At 67.8% G+C, this 17,564-nt stretch carries 16 protein-coding genes; 7 read left to right on the top strand and 9 right to left on the bottom strand.

What is annotated here, in order from left to right; translation table 11 throughout:
- Nucleotides 1–16: 16 nt before the first annotated feature.
- The 7 genes from CRO50_RS18345 to CRO50_RS18315 all read right to left on the bottom strand — a co-directional run bounded on the left by CRO50_RS18345 (nt 17) and on the right by CRO50_RS18315 (nt 7,890).
- The gene (locus CRO50_RS18345) at nt 17–1,345 is read right to left on the bottom strand and encodes an MmgE/PrpD family protein (RefSeq protein WP_097147402.1); all 1,329 of its coding nucleotides are present in this window, start codon (nt 1,343–1,345) and stop codon (nt 17–19) included.
- Nucleotides 1,342–2,451: a CapA family protein gene (locus tag CRO50_RS18340; protein ID WP_097147401.1), complete on the bottom strand. Its 1,110-nt coding sequence runs from the start codon at nt 2,449–2,451 to the stop codon at nt 1,342–1,344. The genes CRO50_RS18345 and CRO50_RS18340 overlap by 4 nt, the downstream gene beginning before the upstream one ends.
- Nucleotides 2,448–3,476, bottom strand: coding sequence for an oligopeptide/dipeptide ABC transporter ATP-binding protein (locus tag CRO50_RS18335; RefSeq protein WP_097147400.1), 1,029 nt, complete (start codon nt 3,474–3,476; stop codon nt 2,448–2,450). Before CRO50_RS18335 ends, CRO50_RS18340 begins: the two co-directional genes overlap by 4 nt.
- The gene (locus CRO50_RS18330; RefSeq protein WP_097147399.1) at nt 3,463–4,440 is read right to left on the bottom strand and encodes an ABC transporter ATP-binding protein; all 978 of its coding nucleotides are present in this window, start codon (nt 4,438–4,440) and stop codon (nt 3,463–3,465) included. The genes CRO50_RS18335 and CRO50_RS18330 overlap by 14 nt, the downstream gene beginning before the upstream one ends.
- The gene (locus CRO50_RS18325) at nt 4,437–5,273 is read right to left on the bottom strand and encodes an ABC transporter permease (RefSeq protein WP_097147398.1); all 837 of its coding nucleotides are present in this window, start codon (nt 5,271–5,273) and stop codon (nt 4,437–4,439) included. Before CRO50_RS18325 ends, CRO50_RS18330 begins: the two co-directional genes overlap by 4 nt.
- A 24-nt stretch (nt 5,274–5,297) precedes the next feature.
- Nucleotides 5,298–6,221: an ABC transporter permease gene (locus tag CRO50_RS18320; RefSeq protein WP_097147397.1), complete on the bottom strand. Its 924-nt coding sequence runs from the start codon at nt 6,219–6,221 to the stop codon at nt 5,298–5,300.
- 103 nt (nt 6,222–6,324) lie between these two features.
- Nucleotides 6,325–7,890, bottom strand: coding sequence for an ABC transporter substrate-binding protein (locus CRO50_RS18315; RefSeq protein ID WP_097147396.1), 1,566 nt, complete (start codon nt 7,888–7,890; stop codon nt 6,325–6,327).
- A gap of 140 nt (nt 7,891–8,030) precedes the next feature.
- Here CRO50_RS18315 and CRO50_RS18310 point away from each other — a divergent pair, with 140 nt between their 5' ends.
- Nucleotides 8,031–8,705: a GntR family transcriptional regulator gene (locus CRO50_RS18310; RefSeq protein WP_097147395.1), complete on the top strand. Its 675-nt coding sequence runs from the start codon at nt 8,031–8,033 to the stop codon at nt 8,703–8,705.
- Here CRO50_RS18310 and CRO50_RS18305 read toward each other — a convergent pair.
- Entirely contained in the window at nt 8,702–9,928 is a 1,227-nt protein-coding gene (locus tag CRO50_RS18305) for a cytochrome P450 (protein ID WP_097147394.1), read from the bottom strand. The two genes, CRO50_RS18310 and CRO50_RS18305, sit on opposite strands and share 4 nt — an antisense overlap.
- Before the next feature lie 269 nt (nt 9,929–10,197).
- Here CRO50_RS18305 and CRO50_RS18300 point away from each other — a divergent pair, with 269 nt between their 5' ends.
- Nucleotides 10,198–10,941, top strand: coding sequence for a sulfite exporter TauE/SafE family protein (locus CRO50_RS18300; protein WP_097147393.1), 744 nt, complete (start codon nt 10,198–10,200; stop codon nt 10,939–10,941).
- Between the two features lie 21 nt (nt 10,942–10,962).
- On the opposite strand, the gene CRO50_RS18295 is transcribed toward CRO50_RS18300, so the two are convergent.
- The gene (locus tag CRO50_RS18295; RefSeq protein WP_097147392.1) at nt 10,963–12,411 is read right to left on the bottom strand and encodes an aminotransferase class V-fold PLP-dependent enzyme; all 1,449 of its coding nucleotides are present in this window, start codon (nt 12,409–12,411) and stop codon (nt 10,963–10,965) included.
- Between the two features lie 104 nt (nt 12,412–12,515).
- On the opposite strand from CRO50_RS18295, the gene CRO50_RS18290 reads away from it, so the two are divergent.
- From CRO50_RS18290 to CRO50_RS18270, 5 genes are all read left to right on the top strand, one after another.
- Nucleotides 12,516–12,977, top strand: a complete 462-nt coding sequence (locus CRO50_RS18290) for an Lrp/AsnC family transcriptional regulator (RefSeq protein ID WP_097147391.1) — start codon at nt 12,516–12,518, stop codon at nt 12,975–12,977.
- Between the two features lie 234 nt (nt 12,978–13,211).
- Nucleotides 13,212–13,409: a hypothetical protein gene (locus CRO50_RS18285; RefSeq protein WP_143516962.1), complete on the top strand. Its 198-nt coding sequence runs from the start codon at nt 13,212–13,214 to the stop codon at nt 13,407–13,409.
- A 171-nt stretch (nt 13,410–13,580) separates the two neighbouring features.
- Nucleotides 13,581–14,882 carry an NAD(P)/FAD-dependent oxidoreductase gene (locus CRO50_RS18280; RefSeq protein WP_097147389.1) on the top strand — a complete coding sequence of 434 codons (1,302 nt, stop codon included), beginning with the start codon at nt 13,581–13,583 and terminating at the stop codon, nt 14,880–14,882.
- Nucleotides 14,883–15,334: 452 nt separating this feature from the next.
- Nucleotides 15,335–16,705 carry a TolC family protein gene (locus CRO50_RS18275; protein WP_232617815.1) on the top strand — a complete coding sequence of 457 codons (1,371 nt, stop codon included), beginning with the start codon at nt 15,335–15,337 and terminating at the stop codon, nt 16,703–16,705.
- A gap of 78 nt (nt 16,706–16,783) precedes the next feature.
- Complete coding sequence (locus tag CRO50_RS18270; RefSeq protein ID WP_097147388.1) at nt 16,784–17,563, top strand: SapC family protein; 780 nt, start codon at nt 16,784–16,786, stop codon at nt 17,561–17,563.
- Nucleotide 17,564 lies beyond the last annotated feature (1 nt).

The following is a 17,564-nucleotide window of genomic DNA, read 5'->3' as shown; positions in this document are numbered from 1 at the left end:
TCCGGGTCGTACCGGCTCAGGCCGCGCGCAAGGGGGCCAGCAGTGGCGAGAGGTCGGCGGGCAAGCGCTCGGCCTCGAGGGCGCAGAGCAGCGGCGCCATGGCCTCGGGCGCGTGGCGCAGGCAATCGGCGAGCTTGCCGGCGATCTCCTCCTGCCGGGTCGTGCCGGCAGGCAGGCGCGGCGGGGCGGGCAGGGGACGCACCTCCTGCCCGCCGTCGTTAAAGCGCAGAAGGGCCGAAATCCGAAGCCCCGCCGCGCAGTCCTGCAGGGTGATCTTCGCGGCCAGCCGCAGCGTCTCGGGGTGCTGCCGGGCCTCGGGCTGGAAGGCGCGGAGGTCGGGGGCACCATGCAGCCAGGCATGGGCGAAGGCATAGGGGATCGAGAACTTGGAACCGATGGCCGATTGCGGGCGCTGCCGGTCGGCCAGGGGATGAAACAGCATGTCGTCGGGCGGATTGAGGGTGAAGGCCGCGCTCTCCAGCTGCTCAGGCGCGCGGCCCTCGGCGGCCAGGGACAGGCCCAGGGCAATCGCCGGATGGGTGCCGCGACAACAGGGCCAGAGCTTCAGGGTGACCTCTTCGCCATGGAAGGTACGGCCCAGCCCGTCGAAGGCGGCGGGATCGGGCGGGGCGCCGGCAAGCAGATGGACCAGCCCGCCGGGTTCGGCCAGCGGATCGCCGGTGCCGGTGACCCCGGCGCGGGCCAGCAGGGCGGCCTCGACGGCGGCGCGGGCGGCAAAGCCATCGCGCACGGCGCGCAGGTCGCTGGCGGGGCTGCGCTTCAGGGCGTCGGTCAGGCTGAACTGGGTCAGCGCCAGGGAGATCGCGGAGGTGGCCTGGTCGGGGCTCAGCCGCAGCAGGTGGGCGGCCCCGAGCGCGGCACCGGCGGCGGCGATCATCGGCGGGTGGTACCAGCCCCGCGCCGCCGGGTCCGCGCCAAGGGACAGGCCGATGCGGCAGCTGACATCGCAGGCCAGCGCCAGGGCCACCAGCAGGCGCTCGGGCGCCGTGCCCTCGAGCTCGGCCAGGGCCAGCAGGGCGGGGATGGCCACGGCGTTGGGATGCAGCCCGGCGGCGTCGAAGGTATCCTCGAAGTCCAGCGCATGGGAGAGCGCGCCATTGGCCAGCGCCGCCAGCCCCGGCGGCGCGGTGCCGCCCGCCAGCAGCGTCGAGGCGCCGGGGCCCCGCGCCATCTGGGCAAAAGGCCGTGCGGCGGGCTCCAGCGTCACCGCTGCGCCCATGGTCGCCAGCCCGTCCAGCAGCGACAACCGCGCCGCGTGGCGGGCCCGGGGCGGCAGGGCGTCGACCTCAAGCGCCCGGCCCGCGATATCGCGCGTCAGGCTCATCGGGGACGGATGACCTCCGCATCGGCCTCGTAGACCGTGGTGAAACCGGCCTCGGTCGAGATCTGGCGCAGGTAGTCGAGGATGCGGGTGAACCTTGGATCCTCGGGCGGCACGAAACGGGGCGCGGCATCGCGGTCGATCCAGACCGGCACCAGGCGCAGGTCGCTGACGCCATCGCGGTCCAGCCGGCATTCCACCACCATCGACATGGCGCTGTCGGGCGGGAAATTGTAGCTGGAGTCGAGGTCCGGCACCCAGTCCGGGTTCAGCTTCTGGATCTCACGGAAGCCCTTCGAGGCGGCATGCCTGGCATCCATCTTCAGGTCGAGCGCGAAATTGGCCAGCGAGTGGATGATCGGGCGGCCCCTGTAGAACTCCATCCCCTTCAGGATATGCGCGTGACAGCCCAGCACCATGTCGGCGCCCGCGTCGATGGCGGCGAAGGCCACGTCGCGCTGGTAGTCGGGCACCACGGCGGGGACGAAGTGGATGCCCGCATGATGCGACAGGATCACCACGTCCGCCTGCTGTTTCAGCGCCCGGATCGAGGCGGTGAGCGCGGCCAGGTCCTCTCGGTGCGGGAAGGTGTGGATGCGGGCGGGGGTGCCCGGCTGGTCGGTCTCGATCTGTTCGTAAAGCGTATGGCCGCGCATCGGGGCGCAGCCGGGGCGGTCCTCTTCGGCCCAGTAGTTGGCCGGCAGGATCGAGTTCACTGCCAGGAAGCCCACCTTCAGGCCGCCGCGCTCGACCAGGACCGGGCGGCGGGCCTCGGCGATATTGGCCCCGGCGCCCATGTGCAGGGCCCCGGCGCGCTCCAGGTGGCCCAGCGTGTCGAACATGCCGTCCGGCCCCCAGTCCATGGTGTGGTTGCCGGCGAAAGAGACCACCTCAAGCCCCGTGTCCACCAGCGCATCGGCGATCTCGGGCTTGCCGCGCATGGTGTGGCGGGCCTGGGGCAGGCGGGTGCCGCGCGTGGTCAGGTTCACCTCGAGCTGGCAATAGCCGAGATCGGCAGAGCGCAGGCGGTCGCGCACATGGGCGAAGATCGAGGCCGGGTCCTCGCGGTCCGGGGCGACGTCGCCGACGGCGGTGAAGTTCAGGCTCATGACCAGCCCTCGGCGCTGACCCGGTGGCAGGCGACCTCGCCCCTTGGGGTCTCTTTCAGCACCGGGCGCTCCTGCTTGCAGATCTCCTGCGCGAAGGGGCAGCGGGTGTGGTAGGCGCAGCCCGAGGGCGGCGAGAGGGGCGAGGGCAGCTCTCCCATCGGGGGGGTGTCGGTGGCCGGAGCAGCCGGGTCGGCGGGCAGGGCGGCGGCCAGCAGCGCGGCGGTATAGGGGTGGTCGGGGGTGGTGCAGATCCGCGCGGCGGGACCCCGTTCGACCACCCGGCCCAGGTAGATCACCACCACCTCGTCGCACATGAAGCGCACCGTCGCCAGGTCGTGGCTGACGAAGAGCGTGGCGAGGCCGTAGTCCTCTTGCAGGTCCTTCAGGATGTTCAGGATCTGCGCCTGGATTGAGATGTCCTGAGAGCTCACCGGCTCGTCCAGCAGCAGCAGCTCGGGACGCGAGGCCAGGGCGCGGGCGATGGCGATGCGCTGGCGTTGCCCGCCCGAGAATTCAGAGGGCAGCCGGTCGGCCACATCGGCGGAAAGACCCACCTGTTCCAGCACCTCGATCACCCGGTCACGGACCCCGGCGCGGCTCATCTCGCGGCTGGCCGAGAGCGGCTCGGCGATGATGCGGCGCACCTTCATGCGCGGCGAGAGCGAGGAATAGGGGTTCTGGAACACCGGCTGCACGGCGCGGCGGTAGACGCGCATCTCGGCGCGGGACATGTCCGACAGCGGCTTGCCACGGAACATCACCTCGCCGCTGGTCGGCCGGTCCAGCGCCAGCAGCAGGCGGTTGAGCGTGGTCTTGCCGCAGCCGGATTCCCCGACGATCCCCAGCGAGGTGCCGGGCGCGCAGCTGAGCGTGACGTTCGAGAGCGCATGCAGCAGCCCGCCACGGACCTTGAAGGCGCGGCCAAGGCGGCGGGCTTCCAGGATCGGCGGCCCGGAGGGGGCGGGGCGGGGCGGGGTCTCGGCGCGCTCGGGCACGACGCGCAGGGCGCGGTCAGGCGGGGTCATGGGCAATCTCCTGCGGGTGCCAGCAGTCAAGGACGTGGCCGGGGCGGATCTCGGCGCGGGGCGGAACGCTCTGGCACTGATCGGTGGCCGCGGCACAGCGCGGGTGGAAGGGGCAGCCGCGGGGGCGGTTGCCGACGGCGGGCGGCTGGCCCTCGATCACCGGCAAACGGCGGGGCGCATGGCGGGTGGAGGGCACCGAGGCCAGAAGCGCACGGGTATAGGGATGGGCGGGGCGGGCGAAGATCTCGGCCACGGGGCCGGTCTCGACGATGCGGCCTGCGTACATCACCGCCACCCGGTCGCAGATCCGCGCCACCACGCCGAAGTCATGGGTGATGAAGAGCATCGCCATGTCATGCGCCGCGCGCAGCGCCGCGAGAAGCTCCAGGAACTGGTACTGGATCGTCGCGTCGAGCGCGGTGGTGGGTTCGTCGCAGATCAGCAGGTTGGGATCCTGCGCCAGCCCGATGGCCGAGACGATGCGTTGCCGCATGCCACCCGACATCTGGTGCGGATAAGCACGCAGCCGGTCGGCGGGAGAGGGGATGTTGACCTCGGCCAGGGCCGCCTCGGCGGCGGCCGAGAGGTTGCGCTTGCCGCTGCGGCGCAGGGCCTCGCGCAGTTGCACGCCAATGGATTGCACCGGGTTCAGCGAGGCCATCGGGTCCTGCAGGATCATCGAGATCTCTTCGCCGCGAATGCGGCGCAGCTGGCGGGCGCTCATCTTCTGCACGTCCCGGCCCTGCCACAGGATCTGTCCCGTGGTGCCGGCGGCCAGGCGGGGCGAATTGAGCCGCAGCACCGACATGCCGAGCGTCGACTTGCCCGAACCGCTCTCGCCCACGAGTCCCAGGGTCTCTCCGGGCATCAGGTCCAGCGAGACGCGGTCGAGGATCGAGGGCGCCTCGGGGTGCTTGCCGACGCGAACCGTGAGGTCGCGGATGGATAGCAGGGGCTCGGTCATGCGCCGCGTCCTCTCAGTCCGGGGTTGATGCGATCGGTGAGCGCGTCACCCACCACGTTGACGGCCATGACCACCAGCACGATGGCGATTCCGGGCAGGGCCGAGACCCACCAGGCGGTGACGATGTAGCTGCGGCCCTCGGCCACCATGCCTCCCCAGGAGGGGTTGGGCGGCGGCACGCCGACGCCGAGGAACGACAGCGAGGCCTCCAGCACGATCACCACGCCGACCTGCAGCGTCGCCACGACGATCAGCGAGGGGGCGATATTGGGCAGCACGTGGCGGAAGATGATCGCCACGTGGCCCAGCCCCGAGGTGCGGGCGAGGTCGACATAATCCTCGTTCTTCACCCGCAGGGTCTCGCCGCGCGACATGCGGGCGTATTGCGACCAGAGCACCATCGAGATGACGATGACGATGTTGAGGAAGGAGGGCCCGACCACGGCGGCAAAGAGCAGGGCCAGCAGGATCACCGGCAGAGAGAGCGCCAGGTCGACGAGACGCATCAGCACCCGGTCGACCCAGCCGCCGACATAGCCCGAGAACGTGCCGAGCGCGGTGCCGATGCTGCCGGCGATGGCGATGACCACCAGGCAGACCGCCAGGCTGATGCGGGCGCCCTGCACGATCCGCGCCAGCACGTCCCGGCCCAGCCGGTCGGTGCCCAGCAGATGCTCGGCCGATCCGCCCTCGGCCCAGGCGGGCGGGTCGAGGCGGGCGCGCAGGGAGCCGCGCAGCGGGTCGTGCTCCAGCAGGTAGGGGCCGAAGAGCGCCACCAGCACGAAGACGACAAGCAGCCCGAGGGCCAGTTTGAAAGAGAGATCACGGGTCATGAATGGGTCCCTGTGGATGCCGGTTCAGCCCGCGGCCCGCATGCGCGGGTCGATGGCGAGATAGAGCAGGTCGACGATCAGGTTGGCGAGGATGAAGAAGGCGGTGATCACCAGCACCACGGTCTGGATGACGGGGAAATCGCGCGCCATGATGCTCTCGTAGGCGAGCCGCCCGATGCCGGGCCAGGCGAAGACCGTCTCGACCACCACGGCGCCGGTGATCATGGTTGCAAAGAAGGTGCCCATGAAGGTGACGACGGGGATCAGCGAATTGCCGAGCGCATGGCGCAGCACCACGCTCCATTCCGACAGGCCCTTGATCCGCGCCAGCTTGACGTATTCCGAGCTGAGCGCTTCGAGCATCGAGGCCCGCACCAGCCGGGTGATCGCAGCCAGGGTGAAAAGCCCCAGCGTCAGGGCGGGCAGGACGTAGTAGGCGGGGCCTCCGAAGCCCGAGGTGGGCAGCCAGCCCAGGTGCACCGCGAAGACGTAGATCAGCATGATGCCAAGCCAGAAGCTGGGCGCCGATTGTCCCAGCAGGGCCAGCATGCGCACGGCCAGGTCGGCCAGGGTGCCGCGGGTGATCGCCGCCAGCACGCCCAGCAGGATGCCCAGCACCAGGGTGAAGGCCAGCGCCACGCCCGCCAGCGACAGCGAGGCAGGCAGCCGCGAGAGCACCAGCTCCAGCGCATCCTCGCGCCCGGCGGTGACGGACTGGCCGAAGTCGCCCTGCAGCGCATTGCCGAGGAAGGTGAAATACTGCTGCCACATGGGCCGGTCGAGCCCGAGCTGCTGGATCAGCAGCTGCCGGTCCGCCTCGGTGGCACTGTCCGAAAGCAAGAGCGCCACGGGATCGCCGATGACCCGGCTCAGCAGGAAGATCACGAGGCTCATCAGCACGAGCGCCACCAGCGCCTCGGCCAGTCGTCCGGCAAGATGTTTCAGCATGGAGGTCCTGTCTTCTCGGGCACGGGGGTGGGGAAGGGCGCCGCGCGGGATGGTCTGCGAGGGAGAGGGGGGGGGCGGCAGCGGGGCCGCCCCCCTTCAGGCGTTACTCGGACGCCAGTTCGGCCTGGTCGAAGTTGTAGACGTAGGAGGTGTCGATCCCCCAGTCTCCGACGCGGCTGCCGACGCCGTAGGGCTCATTGGCCAGCACCATGAAGACGGCGCCCGCCTGGTCGCGGATGTAGTGCCCGATGTCGGTCAGGCGTTCGGTCCGCTTCGCCGGGTCGGTCTCGGCGCCCAGCTCGGCCAGCTTTGTCTCAAGCTCGTCCGAGGTGAAGGAGGCGAAGAGCGACTTGGTCGAGAAGCCCGCCTCGACCCCGTTCTCGGGGTTGGCGAAGGGGAAGCCGCGGTGGGTCATGGCGAAGTCCAGCGGCTTGCCCGAGGTCCACTCGGAGCGGATCGAGGGCCAGTCGCCCGGCTCGATCGTGACGTCGATCCCCACATCCGCCCAGTAGAGCGCCACGGCCTCTGCCATCAGCGGCAGCTCGGCACCGGGGGTGGTGGTGAAGGTCTTCAGACGCATCTCGAAGCCGTCGGGATAGCCGGCCTCGGCCAGCAGCTCGCGTGCCTTCTCGGGATCGTAGGGGTAGGGCGGAACCGAGTTCCAGGCCGCAACCGGGGTATCGGCATTGGCGATGGTGCCCTGACCATGGAAGAGCTCGTCGATGATGGTCTGCTTGTCGACGGCATAGTTCAGCGCCTGGCGCACCCTGACGTCGGCCCAGGGGTTGTCGGGGTTGAAGCGGTCGGGGTCGGTCTGCACCGTACCGCCCAGCCGGATCACCGGAGACCAGGTCTTTTCCGCCGAGACGATCCGCAGGCCCGCGTTTTCGAGGCCGGGGATCGAATCGAAGCTGACCGGGGCGATATCCGCCTCGCCCGCCTGCAGCATGGCGACACGGGTGGCCTCTTCCGGCACGGCGCGGAAGGTGATCTCGTCGAAGTCGGGCGACACGCGCCAGTGATCGACATCCTCACGCAGGCTCAGGGTGATCTCTGAGCCGTCGATGGACTCCGCCACGGTATAGGGGCCGGTGCCGACCGGCATGGCCGCATCGGCGCCCTCTCCCTGGGCTTCGATGTAGGACTTGCAGACGATTCCAAGCTGCTGGGCCTCGCCGAAGTAGCCGGTGGCCAGCAGGAAGTCCGGGGCTTTCAGGTGAACCCGAACCGTCAGCTCGTCGATCACCTCGGCTCGGTCGATGACCCGGCGCATGGTCGAGGCGGGGCCGGCGCGGCTGTCCTCTCCGATCAGGCGCTCCAGCGAGTACTTCACGTCCTCCGCCGTGACCGTGCCGCAGCTCTCGTCCGAGAAGGGCACGCCTTCGCGCAGTTTGAAGGTCCAGGTCTGGCCCTCGTTCTCCATCTCCCAGGAGGTGGCGAGGCCGGGCTCGGCGTTGCCCTCCGCGTCGATGTAGACAAGGTAATCATAGACCAGGTCGAGATAGGTCTTGCGCTGGCCCGAGCCGGCCCAGGGCGTCATCGTCTGTTCCGAGAAAGTGGGGATGGCGACGGTCAGTGTCTCGGCAGTCACCGGCGTGGCCGCCAGCAGGGCAAGTGCGGATGCACCGAGCACCGCCGCGCGGCGGCGCGGTTTCAGATGGTATTGCATTTTTCCTCCCTACGGCCACTAGCGGGCCGCTCCAATAGTACACCAAGTGTCCTATTGCTCGGGTGGATTGTCAACAATCCTGATCTGGTCATCTTCGCGGATCCGGGTCATGCTGGCGCCGGAATGCAGGAGGGAACCCGATGGAAGAGGGTGCAGCGCGTGAGGGTCTGAGCTCCGAGGGGATTGCCGCGCAGCTGCGGGTGCGCATCCTTGAAGGGGCCTACAGTCTGGGTCAGCGCCTGATCGAAATGGATCTGGCCGAGGAGTTCGGCGTCGGCCGTGGCCGCGTCCGCGAGGCCTTCCGCATGCTGACCGGAGAGGGCTACCTGGAGTTCGTCGCCAATCGCGGCGTGCTGGTGCGCTGCTATACCCGCGCCGAGTTGATCGAGATGGGCCGCGTGCGTGAGGTGCTGGAAGGCCTGGCCGCGAAACTGGCTGCCGAGGCAGAGCTGAGCGGCGAGATGCGGCAGGAGCTGGAGGCGCTGCAAGAGCGGATGAATGTCGCAGAGGCGGCGGGGGATTATCCCTCCTTCGGGGCCGAGAACCGGGCCTATCACGCCCTGATCGAGCGGCTGGCGGGCAACAAGTTCGCTTCGGCCTACATCGACCGGGTGCGCATTCCGCTGATCCGGGTGCAGATGCCGCCGGCGGATGTGGCGGAATCCATCGGGCGGTCCAACCGGGACCACCGGGTGATCACCGCCGCCATCCTCAACGGCGCGCCCGAGGCCGCTGAGGCCGCGATGCGCGCCCATGTCCGCGCCGGGAACGAGCACGTGGCGCGTTTGCCCGAGGCGGTCTTTTCGGCCAGTTAGCGGAAGCGCACCGGCACCGACACCGGGCCATATTCCGGCCAGGTGGTCATCGGTGTCGGGCCGTCAGAGATGAAACCGTCGCAATACTTGGCCCAGCTCTCGAGCGCGGCCTCGATCATCAGGCGGCCGATGGGCTCGCCCGCGCAGCGGTGCGGGCCGCGCCCGAAGGCGATGGCCGGTCGGCTGTCTTCGCGGTCCAGCCGGAACTCATGCGGGCATTCAAAGACCGCCTCGTCGCGGTTGGCCGAGGTGAAGCAGAGCGCGATCGGCTCGTCACGGCAGATCTTCTCGCCGCCAATCTCGACATCGCGCGTGGGCGTGCGGGCAAAGCCCCGGTAGGGCGTGTAGAGGCGCAGCAGCTCTTCGGTGATATCGGCGGTGCGCTCGGGGGTGTCCTTGAGCAGCTGAAAGTGCTCGGGGTGGCGGCAGAAATGCACGGCGGCCGAGCCAAGGAAGGTCGTCGGCGCGATGATGCCAACCACCAGCAGCTGCCGGATCGTGCCCAGGATACCCTGGTCGGGCAGCGGGTTGCCCTCTGCATCGCGCGCCGCCAGCAAGGCGCTTGCGGGGTCCGACCCGGGGTCGCGCGGCGTTTTCTTGCGGTCGTCGATGATCGCCTGGGCGATCTCGTAGAGCACCAGGGAATGCTTCTGGATCTCGCTGAAATCCTTGGTCTGCAGGGCCAGGTTGAAGGCCTGGCCGATGCTGCGGATGCGCATGGCATCCTCTTCCGAGATCATGAAGAATTCGGCCAGCACATGGATCGGCAGGTGATAGGAGAAGTCGGCGCAGATGTCGGCCTTGCCCTTCGCCGGCAGGTCCTGGAACAGCCGGTCCGAGATCTCGCGCACCACCTTGTCCCAATGGCGCATGCGCTCCTTGCGGAAGAGGGGCGCGATGGCCTTGCGGTAGGGCGTATGTTCGGGCGGATCGAGGTGCAGCGGCGGCCGGCGGCCCGTGGTGGCGACGCGGGGGACCACGTTCTGCACGGCGGTCGAATAGAGCGTCGGGTCGGACATCGCCTGGTCGATATCCTCGTAGCGGGTCAGCATCCAGAAGCCCTCCATGTCGTTGGAATGGGCGACGGGGCAGCGGGCGCGCAGATCGGCAAAGAGCTCGTGCGCCGCGTCGAAATCGTCCTGTCCGTCGGCGTCGAAATCATGGCGCTTGGAGAACCTCTCCGTGCCCTCGGGCGCGCGGCGGTCGTGAATCACATTGGTCATTTCTTGCTCCCTGATTGTCGACAATTTGGCTGGAATGGTTTCCAACTTCAAGTACCTTGCGCAAGTTTGCCGAGAGTCAGTCCGGTTGGCCGTGCCGCGACGGCAGGGCGCAGGTCGGCAAGGGGATGCCTTGGGCCCCGCTGCGGCAGGGGGCATCCAGGCCCGCATGAAGCGGCGCCCGCAGGCAGGCGGCCGGGCCTGCTCCTGCCCCCTGACATTCCCGCCGCCGCGCCCTAGAGTGGCGCGGCCGGAACCGGGAAAGCCCTTTCATGACCGATACTTTGCTTCTGATCTTCGCCGCCCTCATCGTCGGCGCCTCGAAGGGTGGGCTGGCCTCTGCCGCTGCCATTGCCGTGCCGATGCTGGCGCTGGTGATGAACCCGATCCGCGCCGCCGCGCTGCTGCTGCCGGTCTACATCGTCACCGATTGGGTGGGCGTCTATCTTTTCCGCCACAGCTTCTCGCGTCGCAACCTGGCGATCCTCATTCCCTCGATGCTGGCGGGAATCGCCGTGGCCACGGTGATCACCCCCTATACCCCCGAGGGCGCGCTGCTGATCTTTACCGGAGCCATCGGTCTCTGGCACTGCCTGCGCAGCTGGCTGCGCCGGGGCCAGAGCGAGAAGGTCGAGGCCCGCGTGGTGCCCGGCCTTTTCTGGGGCGTGCTGACCGGTATCGCCAGTTTCATCACCCATTCCGGCGCCCCGCCTTCTCAGGCCTACCTGCTGCCGCAGAAGCTGCCCAAGCTGGAGTTCGCCGGGACCGTGGCCATCGCCTTCGCCATCGGTAACGCGGTGAAACTGCCGGCCTACTGGTCGCTTGGCCAGCTCGAGGGGCTGGACTGGCCGCTGATCGCCGGGCTGGCTGCGGCCGGCATCGCCGGCACCGTGATGGGCCGCTACCTGACCCACCGCCTGTCCGAGGCGCTCTACATGCGCGTCATCCAGGGCATGCTCTTCCTGCTGTCGGTGATCCTGCTGGCCCGTGGCGGACAGACGCTGCTTGTAGGCTGACCCGCGGGGGCCCGCGGGGCCTCAGGCGACATGGGCAAAGCGCGCGGTTGCCGGGTCGGGCCGGTAATCTGCCTCCATCCCCCTGGCGGCCAGCGCCAGCCCGGCGACCGCCGAGAGGATATGCGCCACCTGATCCTCGCTGTGGCACCACGAGAGATTGAGCCGCGTCCAGCCCGGCTTGGCCAGCTCCTCGCCCGCCTGCAACTGGGCCAGCAGCGCGGCGGACTCGGCCTCTCCGATCCCCAGCAGGCGGTGCGCATAGGGTCCGGCGCAGGCACAGCCGCCGCGCGCCTGCACCCCGTAGCGATCCGAGAGCATCCGCGTCACCAGCTGCGGGTGGATCTGCCGCGCGCCGTCGAAGAGCTGGAACGAGAAGATCGGCAGGGCATCGGCCTCGGGCTTGCCCAGAAGGCGCAGCCCCGGCAGGTCCGCCCAGGCGGTAAGTGCCCGCTTTCGCAGGGCATCTTCCCGCGCATGGATCTCTGCCGTGCCCGCCGCCCGCTTGACCAGAAGGGCCAGCGCGGCGCGGATGTCGCCGATCACATCGGGCGTGCCCGCCTCCTCGCGCGCTTCGGGCGAGGCCGCATAGCGGTGCCCCCAGGGCGAGACGAAAGAGACCGTGCCGCCGCCCGGCTGTGTCGGGGTCGCGCGCCGGGTGAGCGTGTCGCGCAGCACCGCCACGCCCGAGGCGCCGGGGCCGCCGGGAAACTTGTGGGCCGAGAAGACGATGGCATCCTTCGGCGCGCCGGTGCCGTCCATCTGCATCGGCAGGTAGGGGGCGGCGCAGGCGTAATCCCAGATCGCCAGCGCGCCGTGGCGCTTCAGCATCGCGGTCACCTCGTCCACTTGCGTCAGCTGACCGGTGACATTCGATGCCGCCGAGAAACTGCCCACGATCAGATCCGCACCCTTCGCGTCTTCCAGCCGCGCGGCCAGGTCCTCGAGGTCGACGCCCCCGCCCGGCGCTTCGGCAATCTCGACCACCCGCGCGCCGCTCTCGCGCCAGGGCAGGATGTTGGAGTGATGCTCATAGGGCCCGATCAGCACCTCCACCTGCGCGCCCCGCGCCAGCCGGGCGGGGATCTCGAGCAGGGCGACGATCCGGTTCAGCCCGGCCGTGGCGCCTGCGCCGGCGAAGATCACATGGCAATCCGGCCCCGCGCCGCATTCGCGCGCCACGATCTGCCGCGCCTCTGCCCGCATCCGGGTGATCTCTCTGCCGCAGTGCGAGGCCTCGGTATGGCTGTTGGAATAGACCGGCAGCACCTCTTCCGCGATGAACTGCTCGACCTGGCGCAGCGCGCGGCCCGAGGCGACATAATCGGCGTAGAGCAGCCGCTGAGGACCATAGGGACTGTCAAAGATCATCCCGTCGCCGATCAGCCCAGAGCGAATGTCTTCAATGGCCCCCGGCCCCGACAGCGCGTTGGCAAAGCGGGTGAGGGCAGTAGAGGGGGGCAGGTCGGACATTGCGGCTCCTTGAAAACTGTTTCGAGGAATTTGCCACTGTCGGACGTAGAATAGTTCACATATATATGCGATAAAGTTTCAGTTTTGGGTCAAATGATCGACGCATGTCGGAAAAGATAGATCAAACGGACCGCAGGATCCTGCGCGCCCTTCAGATTGATTCCAGCCGTTCGCAACGCGAGCTGGCCGAGGATGTCGGCCTGTCTCAGAACGCCCTGTGGCGACGGCTGAAAAATCTGGAAAGCCAAGGCGTTATCCATGGCTACGGGGCCCGCGTTGATCCGGTGGCGGTCGGCATGGGGTTGGTGACCTTCTCGATGATCCGCACGCGGCACCACTCTGCCGACTGGCTCAAGGCCTTGCGCCAGGTGCTGATTGCCACCCCCGAGGTCGTGGGGTTCTACCGTATCAGCGGCGACTACGACTACATGCTGAAGATCGCGACCGAGGACATCGCGGCCTTCGACAGGGTCTACCAGCACATCACGGCGCGGATCGAACTGGACACGGTGACCTCCTACTTCGCCATGGAATCGATCATCGACGACCGGCCGCTCCCGCTCTAGGCGCGGCGGTGCGGGCTGGGCTCTTACGGGGAAGCGAAATCGCTTAACGGGACCTTACTTCTTGCTGTTCCGGATCGAATACATTCGGAGCAGTCAGAAAAACCGGCCGCAAGTTGCACTTTGCGGACAACTTCATCCTTCGTTCACCAGCCGGTAAGGTGCCATTTGGCCCTGGAAGGTAGGGGTCTTGACGCCGCTCGGCCAGACCTGCGGGGAATGCTCCACGAGGTCGCGTTGGCGGCGCGCCTTCACATGACCGGCTTTGGCCTGCGCGGGGGCATACTGCTGGCGATCGGTACGCTGTTGGCCGGGGTCATGCTGATCACCGTCAACTGGCAGGCGCATCGGCGCGCGGCCCTGATGAGTCGTCTGCAGGGGGGTGTCGAAGACCTGGGGCAGGTGCTGGGCCTCTTCCGGAACGAGACACCTTAACGGCAGCACCCGTCCCGGCGGTGGCGCGGAAACCGGCGCTGTCAGGGGAGGGGCAATGGTGACCGGATAATTTGATCAAAATGCATTGACCCCCTCTGGTATATGCCTGATCTTCCGCCTTGCCGGGCGCCTTGCGGCAGTGGCCCGGTGACCCGGAGAAGAGGTGGCCCGATGGACATTCTGACAATCAATGATCGCCCCGGCACCTATCCGGACAGCTTCTACAAGGCCACCGCCGCGCTGCCCGAGCCCGCCCCCCAGGCCGAGGGAGACATCCGCGCCGATGTCTGCGTCGTCGGCGGCGGCTTCACGGGGCTTTCGGCTGCGCTGCACCTGCGCCGCGCCGGCCTCGATGTGGTGCTTCTGGACGCCAGCCGGCTGGGCTTCGGCGCCTCCGGGCGCAATGGCGGGCAGGTCAACACCGGGCAGCGTGTCGAACAGCTTGCGCTCGAGAAGATGGTGGGGCTCGGCAAGGCGAAGGAGCTCTGGCAGGCCGGGCTCGACTCCGTCGAGCTGGTGCGTGACCTGGTGCGGGACAGCGGCGAGGACTGCCAGATCGTGCCGGGCATCCTGCACGCCGACCACCGCGCCCGTTTTGCCGATGAAACAAGGCATTACGTCGACCACCTCAGGGAAACCTACGGCTACGACCAGATCAGCTACCTGGACCAAGGCGCGATCCGGGCCGAGATCGGATCGGAGGATTACCACGCCGGTTCGCTGGACATGGGCTCTTTCCACCTGCACCCGCTGCGCTACGCGCTGGCGCTGGCCAAGCTGGCCCGAGAGGCCGGTGTCCGCATCTTCGAGAACTCCCGGATGCTGGATTACACTCCCGGCAGCCCGGTGCTGGTCCGCACCGAGCAGGCGGTGATCCGCGCCGACCATCTGCTGCTGGGTCTGAATGGTTATCACAACAATATCGCGGGACCGCTGGCCCGGCGCGTGATGCCGATCAACAATTTCATCGCCGTGACAGAGCCCCTGGGCGAAGCCCGTGCGCGCAGCCTGATCGCCAATGACTACGCGGTCGGCGACAGCCGTTTCGTGATCAATTACTACCGGCTCAGCCGGGATCACCGGATGATCTTCGGCGGCGGCGAGAGCTACGGCTACCGTTTCCCGCGCGACCTGGCCGGGAAGGTGCGGGGGCCGATGGCCGAGGTCTTCCCGCAGCTGCGCGATGCCAGGATCGACTACGCCTGGGGTGGCACCCTGGGCATCACCATGTCGCGCCTGCCGCATTTCGAGCGGATCGAGGGCAATATCCTCTCGGCCTCCGGTTTCTCGGGGCATGGGGTGGCCATGGGCAGCCTTGCCGGCAAGCTGATGGCAGAGGCCGTCGCGGGGCAGGCGGGACGCTTCGACATGATGGCGGAGCTGCCAACCGCGCCCTTCCCCGGAGGCCCCATGCTGCGCAGCCCGCTGCTGGTCGCGGCGATGCTCTGGTACGCGCTGAGAGACAAGCTCTGAGCCGCGAATCAGCTGATTCGTCTCTGAGAGAAATACCGCCAGAAGGCCGCCGGAAGGAAATGTCGCTGCGACGCGGCGTCAGAAAATTTTTATTTTATAGAACCTTGCCGGAGACTCCTGATCTTGCGCGGTGCTTGAGGCACCCTGGTCTTGTATACAGGCATTGGTTGAAAAACGGCGCCCGTTAACACTTTATAAAGCCGTGTAAAAATTGGCTCCTTTTCGGATACGGCTGCGAATTGTGACGCGATTTGGCGACAGATTCGAGTCCGTTTGGGCGCAAATGTGTTGAGGGATTGAGACAACGCCGCGACCTCGGCGCGATCACAAGGCTTGCCATACGGCGTCGAACATGCGTGATCATTCTTCAAAACCCGAGGGCGATCCCTGCCAGTGGGCCGATCCGGCTGCTGTGAGACCGCCCCGACCCGGCAGGAACGAGAGGAGCGAACATGATCCGGAATGTCGTGCCGTCGAGGCGCCAGAGCAAATTGCGCACCGTGGCATCCGCCTTGTCGCTGGTGGCAGGGCTTGCACTGGCCGCGCCCGTGGCGGCGCAACAGCAGGTGACCCTCTCCGAGGCCGCCCGGCTGATGCAAAGCGGCGAGCTGGATCTGCAATTGATCGAACTGGAGCAGCAGGTTGCCCAGGAGGTCGTCACCCAGGCCAAGGGCGAGCGCCGTCCGCGGGTGCGCCTGTCGCTGAACTACATCCAGACCCAGCAGGAAATCATCAACCAGGACAACACCACGTTCCAGGAAGGCAGCTCGACCTATCCGACCATGAACGTGACCCTGGCGATCACCCAGCCGATCTACGACGCCGTGCGTTTCAAGGCGCTGCCGCTGGCGCGCGCCGAGGAAGAGCTGGTCAAGGCCCAGGCCGTGGCCGCCCAGAACGAACTGTCGCGCAACTTCGTCGCCTCCTTCCTGCGGGTCGCCTCGGCGCAGCTGCAGCTCGATGAGGCCGAAGCCATCCTGCGCGCCCGCACCCAGCTTGAGCGTGACATCGGCCTGCTGGTCGACGGTGGCCGTGCCGATGCCGACCGCCAGTATCGCGCCCAGGGCGATGTCTTCGCCGCCCGCGCCGACCGTGCCGAGGCCGAGATGGGGATCTCGGAAGCGCTCTTCGGCCTGCACCGTTTCACTGGACCCGAGGTCGAGGGCGTGCGCTTCAACGCCAATGCCAGCGTGGCCCAGTTCCGCAGCTTCCAGGATACCTTCAGCCCGGAGCGCCTGGCCGAGCTGAACCCCGATGTGCAGGTCGCCAAGGCCAGCCTCGTGGTGGCGCAGCGCCAGCTCGAGCGCGTGCGGGCGGCCTTCCGTCCGACCGCCAACCTGACGCTGGAAAGCGAATACGAACAGACCGAGGGCTCTCTCTTCGGTGGTGGCTCGACCGTGACCTCGACCGAGCTGGGGCTCGAGCTGGGGTGGTCGGTCTACGAGGGCGGGGTGCGGCGTTCGCAGAAACGCGAGTCCGAAACCCGTGTGAAGATGGCCGAGCTGCGCCTGGAACAGGCCCAGCAACTGGCCGAGCGCCGTTACCAATCGCTTGTTGCCGCGCTGCAGCGCAGCCTCGAGGCCGTGCAGGCAACGGCCAGCGACCGCCGCGTCGCCTCCGAGCGCTACAATGCAGCATTGGAGCAGGTCGAGGCCGGGCGCCAGACAAGTGAAGTTGTTCTGGAATCTCGTCTCAGACGCGATACGATGAACCTGCGTTCACAACTCGCGCGACTGCGTGCAATCCAGTTGCAAGCTGAGCTTTACGCGCTCTTCGGAGCGCTTGATTTGGAAACATTGTCCCAGGATTTCGCCGGGGCATAAGGAATTAGCCCCCTCGCTCGGGGCAGATACGACAGGGTCCAGGCACAGCCTGACCCAGATGAAAGGACGAAAACGCAGATGACCAAGCAGCTGCTGATCTACGACAAGGTGGTCCCCGTGAACCGGCAGACCCACCGGGACCTCTCGGTGCGCCGCACCACCTCTTTCGCCTTCGCAGAGACGCTGAACTCGGTCCCGATCGTTGACGTGGAATTCGCCAAGATCGCCCTGGAAGCGCCCATCGTCTTCGCCAAGACCGAGACCGGCCCGGTGTCGCTGGCGCTGATCGGTGTCGAAGAGGGCCGCTGCGCCTTCGTCAACGAAGAGGGCGCCTGGACCGGCCGCTACGTGCCGGCCTTCCTGCGCCGCTATCCCTTCGTCTTCTCGGCCCAGCAGGGCAACGACAAGCTGACGCTCTGCGTCGACGAAAGCTTCGAGGGTCTGAACAAGGACAACCGCGGCGAGCGTCTCTTCGACGCCGACGGCAAGGAAACCACCTACCTGTCGACCGTCCTGCGCTTCATCGAGGAATACCAGGCGACCTTCAACCGGACCCAGGCCTTCTGTGATCGCCTGGCCGAGATGGACCTGCTGGAAGAAGCCCGCATCGACTATCGCCTCGGCGACGGCAAGACCGGCGGCATCACCGGCTTCTGGCGCGTCTCGAACGAGAAGCTGCGCGCCCTGCCGGACGACAAGATCGCCCAGCTGTTCCGCACCGGCGACCTGGATCTGATCCAGCTGCACATGCTGTCCATGCACAACGCCGAGCGTCTGATCGCCCAGGCGCTTGGTGGCCAGCCCGAGCCAACCGCCTCGCCCGCCGAGGCCGAAGAGGCCGAACCGGCCGAGCTCTGAG

The sequence above is a fragment of the Pseudooceanicola antarcticus genome, from assembly GCF_900215355.1.
Classification (GTDB): Bacteria; Pseudomonadota; Alphaproteobacteria; order Rhodobacterales; family Rhodobacteraceae; genus Pseudooceanicola; species Pseudooceanicola antarcticus.
Note: the sequence above shows the minus strand (reverse complement) of the source record. Positions and strands in the feature narration are given on the sequence as shown.